The 12,149-nt window shown below is 64.2% G+C and carries 17 protein-coding genes; 10 read left to right on the top strand and 7 right to left on the bottom strand.

Going from position 1 to position 12,149, the window contains the following annotated elements; all coding sequences use genetic code 11:
* Position 1 precedes the first annotated feature (1 nt).
* Positions 2-391: a hypothetical protein gene (locus P5703_RS05830; RefSeq protein WP_014597237.1), complete on the top strand. Its 390-nt coding sequence runs from the start codon at positions 2-4 to the stop codon at positions 389-391.
* A 2-nt stretch (positions 392-393) separates the two neighbouring features.
* Here P5703_RS05830 and P5703_RS05825 read toward each other — a convergent pair whose 3' ends face one another.
* The gene (locus P5703_RS05825; RefSeq protein ID WP_014597238.1) at positions 394-591 is read right to left on the bottom strand and encodes a hypothetical protein; all 198 of its coding nucleotides are present in this window, start codon (positions 589-591) and stop codon (positions 394-396) included.
* Positions 592-738: 147 nt separating this feature from the next.
* Positions 739-1,971, bottom strand: a complete 1,233-nt coding sequence (locus tag P5703_RS05820; RefSeq protein ID WP_014597239.1) for a virulence factor BrkB family protein — start codon at positions 1,969-1,971, stop codon at positions 739-741.
* Between the two features lie 156 nt (positions 1,972-2,127).
* Between P5703_RS05820 and arsC the strand changes: the two genes are divergently transcribed.
* From arsC to P5703_RS05805, 3 genes are read left to right on the top strand one after another with little or no spacing between them, the layout of a single operon-like run.
* Entirely contained in the window at positions 2,128-2,481 is a 354-nt protein-coding gene (gene arsC / locus P5703_RS05815) for an arsenate reductase (glutaredoxin) (RefSeq protein ID WP_020308467.1), read from the top strand.
* Positions 2,478-3,083, top strand: a complete 606-nt coding sequence (wrbA, locus tag P5703_RS05810; RefSeq protein WP_011913929.1) for an NAD(P)H:quinone oxidoreductase — start codon at positions 2,478-2,480, stop codon at positions 3,081-3,083. The genes arsC and wrbA overlap by 4 nt, the downstream gene beginning before the upstream one ends.
* Positions 3,076-3,486, top strand: coding sequence for a DUF2069 domain-containing protein (locus P5703_RS05805; protein ID WP_011913930.1), 411 nt, complete (start codon positions 3,076-3,078; stop codon positions 3,484-3,486). Before wrbA ends, P5703_RS05805 begins: the two co-directional genes overlap by 8 nt.
* Before the next feature lie 40 nt (positions 3,487-3,526).
* Here P5703_RS05805 and hda read toward each other — a convergent pair whose 3' ends face one another.
* From hda to P5703_RS05790, 3 genes are read right to left on the bottom strand one after another with little or no spacing between them, the layout of a single operon-like run.
* Complete coding sequence (hda, locus tag P5703_RS05800; protein WP_279640985.1) at positions 3,527-4,231, bottom strand: DnaA regulatory inactivator Hda; 705 nt, start codon at positions 4,229-4,231, stop codon at positions 3,527-3,529.
* Complete coding sequence (locus P5703_RS05795; protein WP_279640984.1) at positions 4,228-5,325, bottom strand: AI-2E family transporter; 1,098 nt, start codon at positions 5,323-5,325, stop codon at positions 4,228-4,230. The genes hda and P5703_RS05795 overlap by 4 nt, the downstream gene beginning before the upstream one ends.
* A 60-nt stretch (positions 5,326-5,385) precedes the next feature.
* The gene (locus P5703_RS05790; protein WP_279640983.1) at positions 5,386-6,444 is read right to left on the bottom strand and encodes a DUF2066 domain-containing protein; all 1,059 of its coding nucleotides are present in this window, start codon (positions 6,442-6,444) and stop codon (positions 5,386-5,388) included.
* Positions 6,445-6,786: 342 nt separating this feature from the next.
* On the opposite strand from P5703_RS05790, the gene purM reads away from it, so the two are divergent.
* Genes purM through dapC form a run of 5 tightly spaced genes read left to right on the top strand, consistent with a single transcriptional unit; the run spans position 6,787 to position 11,177 of the window.
* Complete coding sequence (gene purM, locus P5703_RS05785) at positions 6,787-7,845, top strand: phosphoribosylformylglycinamidine cyclo-ligase (protein WP_049341496.1); 1,059 nt, start codon at positions 6,787-6,789, stop codon at positions 7,843-7,845.
* Positions 7,845-8,492, top strand: coding sequence for a phosphoribosylglycinamide formyltransferase (gene purN / locus P5703_RS05780; RefSeq protein WP_014597244.1), 648 nt, complete (start codon positions 7,845-7,847; stop codon positions 8,490-8,492). Before purM ends, purN begins: the two co-directional genes overlap by 1 nt.
* 8 nt (positions 8,493-8,500) lie before the next feature.
* Positions 8,501-9,211, top strand: a complete 711-nt coding sequence (locus P5703_RS05775; RefSeq protein WP_011913935.1) for a DUF3108 domain-containing protein — start codon at positions 8,501-8,503, stop codon at positions 9,209-9,211.
* Positions 9,212-9,264: 53 nt separating this feature from the next.
* Positions 9,265-9,930, top strand: a complete 666-nt coding sequence (locus tag P5703_RS05770) for a COG3650 family protein (protein WP_014597245.1) — start codon at positions 9,265-9,267, stop codon at positions 9,928-9,930.
* A 50-nt stretch (positions 9,931-9,980) separates the two neighbouring features.
* On the top strand, positions 9,981-11,177 hold the full coding sequence (gene dapC / locus P5703_RS05765; protein WP_279640982.1) for a succinyldiaminopimelate transaminase: 1,197 nt from the start codon (positions 9,981-9,983) through the stop codon (positions 11,175-11,177).
* A 40-nt stretch (positions 11,178-11,217) separates the two neighbouring features.
* Here the strand turns inward: dapC and P5703_RS05760 are convergent, their stop codons facing one another.
* Both P5703_RS05760 and P5703_RS05755 read right to left on the bottom strand, forming a co-directional pair.
* On the bottom strand, positions 11,218-11,379 hold the full coding sequence (locus P5703_RS05760; protein ID WP_014597247.1) for a hypothetical protein: 162 nt from the start codon (positions 11,377-11,379) through the stop codon (positions 11,218-11,220).
* A 14-nt stretch (positions 11,380-11,393) separates the two neighbouring features.
* Positions 11,394-11,639 carry a hypothetical protein gene (locus P5703_RS05755; RefSeq protein ID WP_003299068.1) on the bottom strand — a complete coding sequence of 82 codons (246 nt, stop codon included), beginning with the start codon at positions 11,637-11,639 and terminating at the stop codon, positions 11,394-11,396.
* Positions 11,640-11,769: 130 nt separating this feature from the next.
* Here P5703_RS05755 and P5703_RS05750 point away from each other — a divergent pair, with 130 nt between their 5' ends.
* Positions 11,770-12,099 carry a thioredoxin family protein gene (locus tag P5703_RS05750; protein ID WP_108242099.1) on the top strand — a complete coding sequence of 110 codons (330 nt, stop codon included), beginning with the start codon at positions 11,770-11,772 and terminating at the stop codon, positions 12,097-12,099.
* Positions 12,100-12,149 lie beyond the last annotated feature (50 nt).

The following is a 12,149-nucleotide window of genomic DNA, read 5'->3' as shown; positions in this document are numbered from 1 at the left end:
CATGTCTCAACATCACGACAAACTGATCGGTACCGTACCCGCACGCATCGTCGAACAAGCCGTCATCGCGCTGACCACCTATGAGGGCCGCGTCGCCGAATACAACGTTGCAAGCTGGCTGCAACTGCAGGGGCATCCAGGGTTGACGGTGTCGCTCATTGCCAAGTACCGCGATGGCCAGCAGCTTCGCGAAGCGGCCGTAGACCACGGACGCACCGACGGCGCCGGCAAGATCCTGCTATCAGGCGTCGCGCGACTGCCAGTTCGGCACAAGATCGAGGATCTGCAGATTCATATACGCCCTGCCGCGGCGGTCACGGCGGTAATCGTCGAAGAGCTGTTCGTGCACCCGGTCGAGCCCGTTGCGCAGAAACAGGCCATCCAGGCCTGAAGTCAGCCGCTGACCACCTTCGGCTTTTCCGACTGGCATACCGCATCGGCACTTGTGGTTCCAGTCAGCGCATCGGCACGATCGACCAATGATTCGGGCCACTGCGTAAAGCGCAGACCGGTCAGACGATTCAACGCCTCGAGCGCCGCATCGGGCGCTCGCTGGTGCAGATAAAGAATGGTGCTGCGCTTGCCGTTCATCAGGCCGTCCTCTCAACTATCCAGGTTATAGCCAGAAGCGTGCCAGCGTTGAGCCGTCCGGCCGCACGCGTGGCTGCGCGCGTCCCAGCGCAGGGAAATCGAGCGCCCATGAACGCCGTTGATATCTGGGCCTGCGCATTCCTTCCGTTACTGACGTTTTTTGTCACCGTTCGCCTGCAGCCAGTCCGCCAGGCTGCCGCCGAACAGATTGGCCTGTTCCTGCTGCAGCAATTCGAGCGAGCGGCGCAATGTCGGGTACCAGGGCTCATTGAGCTGCTCCGGTAGCTCGACTCGCGCCGAGAGCGGCCAGGGATTGCAACGCAGCAGCTGATCCAGGCTGTAGTGATTCAGATCGCGGCACAGCACCCAGCCACCGGACCCGGTGCGACAGACCAGCTGCTCCTGCTCGAAGAAGCCCAGGATGTCGTCCCACTCGTCCTCCGGCAGCCTGAGCCCCGCCTTGTGCAAATCACGCAGATGCAGCTCGCGCCCCTCCTGCTGCCGCTCGTGCAGGTTGCGCAGCAGCATCAGCATCACCAGCAGACGCGGCAGTGGGCGTCGGCGCCACTGTTGCGACGAGGAAAGACCACAGACCAGTTCCGCGCCGAACAGCACGATCATCCATGAGAGGTAGATCCACAACAGAAACAGCGGCACCGCCGCGAAAGCGCCGTAGATCAGCTGATAGCTCGGAAAGTAGCTGACATAGACACCGAACATTTGCTTCGCCGCCTCGAACAGCACCGCAGTGAAGACCCCACCCACCAGGGCATGCCGCAGCGGCACCCGGGTGTTGGGAACAGCGGCGTAGATCAGAGTGAACGCCGCCACGCTCAGCAGCAGCGGCATCACCTTGATCAGCGTACCGACGCCGATAAGCGCATACGGCCCGGAGATCAGTGACAGCGAGGCGATGTAGGTGCTGGTGGCAAAACCGGCGCCCAGCAGCAGCGGGCCAAGGCTGAGGATGGCCCAGTAGAGCAAAAAGCTGGAGACGCCTCGGCGCGGCTGGCGGACGCGCCAGATGGTGTTGAACGCCTTTTCGATGGTCAGCAGCATCATCAACGCCGTGGCCATCAGAAATCCCACACCGAACCAGGTGAGCTGGCGCGCCTGGCTGGTAAAGGCGAGCAGGTATTCCTGAATGGTCGCCCCGGTGGACGGAATGAAATTGTTGAAGATGTAGAACTGGATCTGCTCGCCAACCCCCTTGAATGCCGGGATTGCCGAGAGCATTGCGAAGGTAACGGTCATCATCGGCACCACGGCGAACAACGTGGTGTAGGTCAGCGCCGCAGCGCTTTGCGGTCCCTGATCGGCCATAAAGCGCCGAACCAGGAAACGGCCGAACTCGAACGTGTTGTCGATGCGCTGATGCATCCCTTCTCCTTACTGGGCTGTTGCAGCCATTGGCGCGACAGCGCTTACGACCACAGCCCGAGACAAGCGTGCCCGGAGCTGGCGAGGCGCCAGATTTCGGCCAGCGTCCCTTTGAGGGTTAGAATGGCCACCTCATCCGGCCTGACGCAACTACAAATGACCGAACTCACTCTGTACCACAATCCGCGCTGTTCCAAATCGCGCAGCGCGCTGGAGCTGCTGAAGACCCGCGGGCTGACACCTGCCATCGTGCGCTACCTGGAAACGCCACCGACCGCTGCGCAACTGCGTGCGTTGCTCGACAAGCTGGGGCTCTCCGCCCGCCAGTTGCTGCGCACCGGCGAGGATGAATACAAGAGCCTCGCGCTGGCCAATCCCGAACTCAGCGAAGCTGAGCTCATCGAGGCGATGGTCGAACACCCGCGGCTGATCGAGCGCCCAATCCTGGTGGCAGGCGACAAGGCGATCGTCGGTCGCCCGCCGGAAAGAGTGCTGGAGATCCTGCCGTGAGCACGCCCTATATCCTGGTGCTTTACTACAGCCGTCACGGCGCCACCTCCGAAATGGCCCGGCAGATTGCCCGCGGCGTGGAAATGGCCGGCCTGGAAGCACGCCTGCGCACGGTGCCCGCCGTGTCCACTGAATGCGAAGCGGTCGCCCCGGCCATTCCCGATGCAGGTGCCCTGTATGCGACCCTGGAAGATCTGAAGAATTGCGCGGGCCTGGCCCTTGGCAGCCCGACGCGCTTCGGCAACATGGCAGCGCCGATGAAGTACTTCCTCGACGGCACCAGCAGCCTGTGGCTGACCGGTGAACTGGTTGGCAAACCGGCCGGTGTCTTCACCTCGACCTCAAGCCTGCATGGCGGCCAGGAAAGCACCCTGCTGTCGATGCTATTGCCTCTGCTGCATCACGGAATGCTCGTGCTCGGCTTGCCCTACAGCGAGAACGCACTGCTGGAAACGCGCGGTGGCGGCACTCCGTACGGTCCGAGCCACCATGCAGGCGCGGATGGCAAGCGGCTGTTGGACGAACATGAAATCGCGCTTTGTCGCGCCCTGGGGCAGCGCCTGGCGCGCACCGCACAGCAGCTGGAGACCCAGCGTGGCTAAGAAGCGCAAACCCTTGCCACCGCTGGAGTGGCTCGCCCCCCGGGTGAAATCCAGCCGGGTGATCAGCCTTGCCAGCTTCTTCGGCCTGGCAGCGCTGCTGGCCGTATGGAACCTTGCATTCGCCGACTTGCACGGCGCACGCATCTGGGTCGTGCTCAGCATCCAGCTCATACCGCTGGCGCTGGTGGCGCCCGGCATGCTGGCCGGCAGCCCGCGCGCGCATGCCTGGACCTGCTTTATCGTCAACCTGTACTTCATCCAGGGCGTGCTCGCCGCGATCGATCCGGCACGAATGATCTACGGCGTGCTGGAAGCGGCCATCAGCCTGACGCTCTTCGTCGCGGCGCTGCTGTATACGCGCTGGAGCTATCAATACGAGCGCAAGGCCGCCGGCGAGGCCTGAACGGACGGCGGAAGCGCAGCGATGCGCGCCCGCCAATCCTCTACCAGCCCAGGGTTTCCTTGAGGAAGGGGATGGTCAGCTTGCGCTGTGCCTGCAGCGACGCCTGATCCAGCTGGTCCAGCAATTCGAACAGTGCATTCATGCTGCGCGAGCCGCGGGTCAGGATGAAGCGACCGACATCGTCCGGCAAGTTCAAGCCGCGGCGCGAGGCGCGCAACTGCAACGCCCGCAGCTTGTCCTCGTCGGAAAGCTGCTGCAGCTGGAACACCAGAGCCAGACTCAATCGCGACTGCAGATCGGGCAGCTTGATGGCCAGCTCGCGCGGCGACGCATCGGCCGCCAGCAGCAAGCGCCGCCCCGCATCACGCAGCCGGTTGAACAGATGGAACAATGCCTCTTCCCAGATGGCGTCGCCAGCCACGGCATCCAGGTCGTCCAGGCAGACCAGCTCGCTTTGCTCCAGGTTGTCCAGCAATGCCGGTCCATACTCGGCAACCTCGGCCAGCGGCAGATAGACGGCCAGCTCGCCGCGCTCCTCGACCCGCAAGCAGGCTGCCTGCAGCAGGTGGCTGCGACCGACGCCCGGCTGCCCCCAGAGATAGATCAGCTCGTCGGACCACCCCGCGGCAGGCGAACACAGGCGCTCGACATAGCCGAGCGCCGCAGCATTGGCGCCCGGGTAGAAGTTGCCAAAGGTGGCGTCGTCGCGCAGGCGGACGCCCAGGGGAAGCTGGATGGGTTTCATGGCTGACCGGGTGGTTCGGCCGGTGCACCGGCGGGCTCGGCGTAAAGGTCTGAGAGTTTATAGAGATCGTGCACGTGGCGCAGCAGAACCATGATCACCGCTGCCACCGGAAGCGCCAGCAGCACACCGGTAAAACCGAACAGCTGCCCACCGGCGAGCACGGCGAAGATCACCGCGACCGGATGCAGCCCGATGCGATCGCCCACCAGCAGTGGCGTCAGCAGCATGCCTTCGAGCATCTGCCCCACGGCAAACACAACCGCCACGCCGATGAGCGGATAAGGCGCCAGTCCGAACTGGAAAAGCGCGGCGATTACCGCTGCACCGATGCCGACGACGAACCCCATATAGGGCACGATGCTGGCGAGCCCGGCCAACACGCCAATCAGCAGCCCCAACTCGACCCCCACCAGCATCAGGCCGGAGGCATAGATAATCGCCAGCGCCAGCATCACCAGCAGCTGACCACGCAGGAACGCGCCGATGACCTCGTGGCATTCGCTCATCAACCGCACCACCATGCCCTCCCGCTTGCGCGGCAGCAGACTGCGCAGCTTGAGCATGATGAGGTCCCAGTCGCGCAACAGATAGAAACTGACCACAGGGATGAGCAGCAGATTGCCGATCCAGGCCAGCAGCGCCAGGCTGGAAGCGGTGGCGCGGCTCAGAATCATGCCCAGCACATCGGTGGTGCTGCCCAGGTGCGCGGTGAAGGCCGCCTTGAGCCGATCGAGCTGCCAGAAGCCGTCTTCCAACCCGAATTGCGTCTGGACCCACGGCAACGCCACGTGCTGCAGCCAATCCAGAGCCAGTGGCGCCAATTGATACAGCCTGACCATCTGCTTGCCCAGCATAGGCACCAGCACTAGCAACAACACCAGCAAAAGCAGGCTGAACAACGCGAATACGGCAATGACGCCCCAGGTGCGTGACAGCCCCCAGCGCTCCAGGCGATCGACCAGCGGATCGCCCAGATAGGCCAGCAGAACGCCGATCAGAAACGGCGTCAGGATGGGGGTCAGCAGATACACCAGCCAGATGCACAGCAACAGGCCCGCCAGCCACAGCCAGCGGTTCGAATCATTCATGGTCATGCTCGATGGCTTCCTTGCAGGACAGTTGTCTCGGTTGGGGCTCGATCGCAGGGAGGCGAATCACCAGCGGAAGCGCAGCACCGTGCCGCCCTGGGAGTCTGCTGGCGGCTGGGCGGGTTCAGTGCCTTCCGGCCCTTCGCCCATCGGCTGCCGCGCATCCAGTGGCAGCTCGTCCTCGCTGACCTCGTGCAATCGTGCCAGCGACAGCTGCGCACGCAGCTGCTCGGGGCTGGCGTTGACACGGTAGACCAGGCGATCGCTTTCGACCCGTAGCAGGCTGCCGCCGAAGGGTTCGAGCAGGCGATCCAGTTCAGCGAAGCGCGCCACGTCGGCGCCGATGATCTCCAGGGTGATATCCGAAGCGGCGCCCGGCGCGACCACATAACGCGGCGCAAGATACTGACTGACCGCCAGCATCACCGCGTCAGCCAGCGCCTCGAGGTTTTCACCCTCCGCCTTGCCATCGCGCTGACCATCGTCGAGCCACACGTTCCACTGTGCCTGCCAGCCGGAGTCGCCTTCGCGTGCGTGCACCGCCAACAGCACATCGGCATCGTAGCGTTCGGAGGCCTCGCCCAGCGTCTGCTGGCTGTTCGCGCCGAACGCTTCGGGCGTGGCGAGCAGCTGCTCGGACAGATCGGCCAACGGCAGGCGCAACGGCAATCCGCGATGCTGCGCAGCGGCACGCAACGGCGCAGCGCTGTCCTGGCCGTCGCCGAGCAACTGGGTGCCTTCGACCCGCTCGTTCAGCCACCAGGCCAGCACGCTCGGCCGATTCGCCCCCCACAGCGCTACGCCGGCGCGACGCAGGCTGCGCTCTGTAGTGCCGGGGTCGAAGTCGACGACGATATGCTCTCCTTCATAACCATACTTGCTGATCAGTTGTTGCGGATCTTCGCGTAGGGCGGCAACAGCCTGGCGCTTGCCGACCTCGGCGTCGCCGGTCAGGCGCAGCAGCAGCGTGTCGAATGCCCGCTGCAGGGCGGCAGCGCGCTCCTGCGCCTGCTGCCCGGAGACGGCCTCATGCACCTGATACAGGCCTCTGAGCTGTTCGGCCTGGCTAGGCAATGCCATGCCCAGCGCAAGGCACAGGATGAGTGAACGGTAGATAAGGCGCATGATCGATTCTCGCAGGCAAGCCGGGGCAGGATTGTGGGGCGACAGGACGCTACACCTTAAACAGGCGGCCCAGAGGCGGCAACCGCCTACCTCACAGACACACCAACCGTCAGGCGGCACCGATAGCGTTGCGGGATGGCCGCTATGCGGCAAGCCTGATAAAATCGCGCGCTTTCCGCAGACCGGTTCCGGCGCTCTCACGCCCGGCATTCGGGCCTTGGGAAATGCCAGCGGGCCTGCCCGGCTTCCTCGAGACAGCCGAGCCGCCGGCGGCGTTTTCACGAGCACGCATGCAGCAACCAACCGGTCGACACCCGCACTCCTTTCACAGGCCCGGATTCTATGAGCAAGCAACCCTCCCTCAGCTACAAGGACGCTGGCGTCGACATCGATGCAGGCGAAGCGCTGGTCGAACGCATCAAGGGCGTGGCCAAACGCACCGCACGACCTGAGGTATTGGGCGGCCTGGGCGGCTTCGGCGCCCTGTGCGAAATCCCGGCAGGCTACAAGCAGCCCGTGCTGGTCTCCGGCACAGACGGCGTCGGTACCAAACTGCGTCTGGCGCTGAACCTGAACAAGCATGACAGCATTGGTCAGGATCTGGTCGCCATGTGCGTCAACGACCTGGTGGTCTGTGGCGCCGAGCCGCTGTTCTTCCTCGACTACTACGCCACCGGCAAGCTCAACGTCGACGTGGCCGCCACCGTGGTCACCGGCATCGGCGCCGGTTGCGAACTGGCCGGCTGCTCCCTGGTGGGTGGCGAAACCGCCGAGATGCCGGGCATGTACGAAGGCGAGGATTACGACCTGGCCGGCTTCTGCGTCGGCGTGGTGGAGAAGAGCGAGATCATCGACGGCTCCAAGGTGCAGGCCGGTGATGCCCTCATCGCGCTGCCCTCCTCCGGCCCGCACTCCAACGGTTATTCGCTGATCCGCAAGATCATCGAGGTGGCCGGTGCCGATATCGAGAACACCCAGCTGGCCGGCAAGCCGCTCACCGAGTTGCTGATGGCACCGACCCGCATCTACGTCAAGCCGCTGCTCAAGCTGATCAAGGATACCGGGGCGGTCAAGGCCATGGCCCACATCACCGGCGGCGGCCTGCTCGACAACATCCCGCGCGTGCTGCCCGAAGGTGCCCAGGCGGTGATCGATGTCGCCAGCTGGAATCGCCCGGCGGTGTTCGACTGGTTGCAGGAAAAGGGCAACGTCGACGAACACGAGATGCACCGCGTGCTCAACTGCGGCGTCGGCATGGTCATCTGCGTGGCTCAGGAGCAGGTCGAGTCCGTCCTGGCCAACCTGCGCGCATCCGGTGAGGCACCTTGGGTCATCGGCCAGATCGCCACTGCAGCGCAAGGCGCGGAACGCGTCGTACTGAACAACCTGAAACAGCATTGATGGGCACGACCTGCAACGTAGTGGTGCTGATTTCGGGGTCCGGCAGCAACCTGCAGGCACTGATCGATAGCCAGCACGAAGGCAACCCGGCGCGCATTCGCGCCGTGATTGCCAACCGCGCCGATGCCTTCGGCCTAACCCGGGCCAAGGGCGCCGGCATCCCCACCGCCGTTCTGGATCACAAGGCGTTCGATGGCCGCGAGGCGTTCGATGCCGCGCTAATGGAACTGATCGACGCCCATGCCCCGGATCTGGTGATCCTGGCGGGCTTCATGCGCATCCTCAGCCCTGGCTTTGTCCGTCACTACCACGGCCGCCTGCTCAACATCCATCCGTCGCTGCTGCCCAAGTACAAGGGGCTCGACACCCATCGCCGCGCGCTTGAGGCGGGCGATGCAGAGCATGGCTGCAGCGTGCATTTCGTGACCGAGGAATTGGACGGCGGCCCGGTGGTCCTCCAGGCCGCCCTGCAGGTCAAACCAGGCGACGACATCGAAAGTCTGACCCAGCGGGTGCATGTGGCCGAACACCAGATCTACCCGCTGGCCATGCGCTGGTTCGCCGAGGGGCGCTTGCGCCTCGCCGAACAAGGCGCGATGCTGGACGGCGTCACCCTGCCGGTCTCCGGCTATCAGATCAAAATCTAGGAGATACCATGCGTCGCGCCTTGCTGCTTGCTCTCGCCGTGCTGGCCCTTCCGGTCCAGGCCCTGGAGCTCAAGCCCTTCTCCGCCAGCTACACCGCCGACTGGAAACAGGTACCGGTCAGTGGCACCGCCCAGCGCAGCCTCGAGCAACTGGACGATGGCAGCTGGCGGCTGGACTTCGACGCCTCCATGCTGGTCGCCAGCCTCAACGAGCGCAGCACATTCCGTACCGAAGGCGACACCTTCCTGCCGCAGTCCTATCGCCTCAAGCGCAGCGGTCTGGGCAAGGGCAAGCGTGTCGAGCACCGTTTCGACTGGGACAACAAGGTGGTCGAGGGTAGCGACCGCGGCGAGCCGGTGAAGCTGCCGTTGCACGTCGGCCTGCTGGACAAGTCCACCTACCAGGTGGCACTGCAGCATGAAGTGGCAGCCGGCAAGAAGAGCATGAGCTACCAGGTCGTGGATGGCGACGAAATCGAAACCTACGACTTCCGCGTGCTCGGCCAGGAGAAGGTCAGCACCAAGGCCGGTCAGGTCGATGCGATCAAGGTCGAGCGCGTGCGCGACCCGACCCAGAGCAAGCGTGAAACCATCCTCTGGTTCGCCAAGGACTGGGATTACCTGCTGGTCCGCCTGCATCAGGTGGAAAAGGACGGCAAGGAGTACCAGATCATGCTCGAAGAGGGCAGCGTTGGCGGCAAGACCGTCAAAGGCAACTGATCCATCACGGCGGCCATCGCGGTCGCCGCCCCGCAACCTCTCCGAGTTCACCGATGGCCCTTTCACGCTCCCTGCTGATCGCGCTGCTGCTGTCCCTGGCCGGCTGCCAATCCTTCTTTGCTGATCGGGCACCCTCGCGAGTAGCCACCGAGCGCCTGCAAGGCGAGCTGCGCCAGGTCGATGGCCAGTTGCAGTTCCAGAGCTGCCAGGGCCAGCGGATGCTCAACCTGCTCGAGGGAAAGACAGGCTTGCAGGAAGAGGTCCAGGCGCTGGTGATCGGCCGGCAGGACCGCCTGTTCGCCGACCTGCGCGGCACGCTCAGCCAGGCCAGGCCGAACGAGACCGGCCAGTTCGCGCTGACCCGTGTCTATCGCCTGCAGCGCGAAGGCCACGGCTGCGGCGAGGAGAATTTCAAGCACCTGATCCTACGCGCCAGTGGCCATGAGCCGGGCTGGACCGTCAACGTGACCTCTCGCGGCATGCTGCTGACCCGCCCCGGGCAGGAACCGGTTGCCCTGCCTTACCTGCAGGAGCAACTGCCCGGCGGTCAACTCAGTTTCACCAGCGAGGCCAATGCACAGCAGCTGGATCTCTGGGTCGCACCGCAGCGCTGCGTCGACAGCGCCAGCGGGACCGTCAGCCATCTGAGCGCCGAACTTCGTCTGGACGGCCAGACCCTGCGCGGCTGCGCTTACTATGGCGGCGGACGCGACGACTGAAACAACGAATGCGGGGCGTTCGCCGCGCTCATCCTGAAAGAACAGCACTCATGAACAACGCCCTGAATCTGCTGCATCCCTACCCGTTCGAGAAACTGCGCACGCTGCTTGCCGGCGTCCAACCGCCTGCGGACAAGCGCGCCATCGCCCTGTCGATCGGCGAACCCAAGCATCATTCGCCGGATTTCGTCGCCCAGGCGCTGGCGGACAACCTCGACCAACTCTCGGTCTATCCGACCACGCTCGGCATTCCTGCGCTGCGCGAAGCCATCGCGCGCTGGTGCGAAGGGCGTTTCGGCCTGGCTGCCGAGGCGCTGGACGCGGCGCGCCATGTCTTGCCGGTGAACGGGACACGCGAAGCACTGTTCGCCTTCACCCAGGCCGTGGTCGATCGCAACGCCAATGGGTTGGTGGTCAGCCCCAATCCGTTCTATCAGATCTATGAAGGCGCAGCGCTGCTCGCCGGAGCCACGCCGCACTACCTGCCGTGCCTCGAAGAGAACGGCTTCAACCCGGATTTCGACGCCGTGCCCGCGGAAATCTGGCAGCGCTGTCAGATCCTCTTCCTCTGCTCGCCAGGCAACCCGACCGGCGCGCTGGTACCGCTGGAAACACTGCAGAAGCTGATCGCCCTGGCGGACGAGCACGACTTCGTCATCGCCGCCGACGAGTGTTACAGCGAGCTGTACTTCGACGAGGCCAATCCCCCTGCAGGCTTGCTCAGCGCCTGCGCTGCACTGGGCCGCAACGACTACAAGCGCTGCGTGGTGTTTCATAGCCTGTCGAAGCGCTCGAACCTACCAGGCCTGCGCTCGGGCTTTGTCGCCGGTGATGCCGAAATCCTCAAGGCATTCCTGCTCTACCGTACCTATCACGGTTGCGCCATGCCGGTGCAGACCCAGCTGGCGAGCATCGCCGCCTGGAACGACGAGATACATGTGCGCGCCAATCGCGAGCTGTATCGAGCCAAATTCGACGCGGTGCTGGACATCCTCGCGCCGGTGATGGACGTGCAGCGCCCGGACGGTGGCTTCTATCTCTGGCCGAAAACGCCGATGGATGACCAGCAATTCACCCGTGAGCTCTTCGCCCGCGAGCACGTCACCGTGGTGCCCGGGTCGTACCTGTCACGCGAGGTGGATGGTGCCTCTCCGGGTGCCGGACGCGTGCGCATGGCGCTGGTCGCACCGCTAGCTGAATGCATCGAAGCAGCACAGCGAATTCGCCACTTCATCGAAACGCTCTGACAGCGCACCGGGCGGTCCGACCGCCCGGCCTGACGATCCCTCAAGCCACGCCAGGCGGGATCATGTCCTTGCCGTAGTCGCGCAGCTTCTCCAGGTTCTCCGGCTTCATGTGCTCCGGAATGTCCGCACCCGGATGCTCTTCGCGCGGCTCGGGATGCGCCTCGCCGTGTTGCCGTTCGGTCCGCTCGTCATGCTCGTTCATGAGGCTGCCCCCTTTCAGATGGCATGTTCTTCCCAGATCAGCTGACCCTCGTCGCTGACCTCTATAACTTTAGTCAACGCGGCCTCGGCAATGGCGTCCGCTTCCGAGGCCAGGTCGTAGCGACGACCGTCGGCGACCTTGAACACATGCACGTCTTCATCGCTGTCGCGCCGTTTGATGGCGATCACTGCCTCGAATGCATCCTCGGCAGGCACGGCCGAAGAAATCGCCTCGAACTTCTCGAAATGCTTGCGTGCCATTATTTGTCACCTCACCGTTGCGATTGTCATCAATGGACAACAGCACTCGCGTAAAAGGTCGAGAGCGCCGGCTGAACGACGTTGCCGCGGCAGGCTCGAACCTTTACGCGCAATCCGGAGGGCTGCCCAAGTGGAAATGACCGAACACTACGCGAACATTGAACCGAGCCGCGCCGAGGTGGACGCGCTGGAAGGCCCCGTGCTGCTGGAATTCGGCACCGCCTGGTGTGGCCACTGCCGCGCCGCCCAGCTGCTGATTGGCAAGGCGCTGACCGACCGCTCGGGCATCCGCCATCTGAAGATAGAAGACGGCCCGGGCCGACCGCTCGGACGCTCATTCCGGGTCAAGTTGTGGCCTACGCTGATTCTGTTGGACAGAGGCCAGGAGCTGGGGCGTGTGGTGCGGCCTCAGGATGTGCAGGCGATCCAGCATGCCCTGGGCGCAACGGGACGAGACTGAGCTACGAACACCCAGACGCCGCCCCAAGGACGATGCGGGCAACAACGCCA

Source organism: Stutzerimonas sp. FeSN7, from assembly GCF_030263795.1.
GTDB classification, from domain to species: domain Bacteria; phylum Pseudomonadota; class Gammaproteobacteria; order Pseudomonadales; family Pseudomonadaceae; genus Stutzerimonas; species Stutzerimonas stutzeri.
This window is presented reverse-complemented; position numbering and strand designations above follow the sequence as displayed.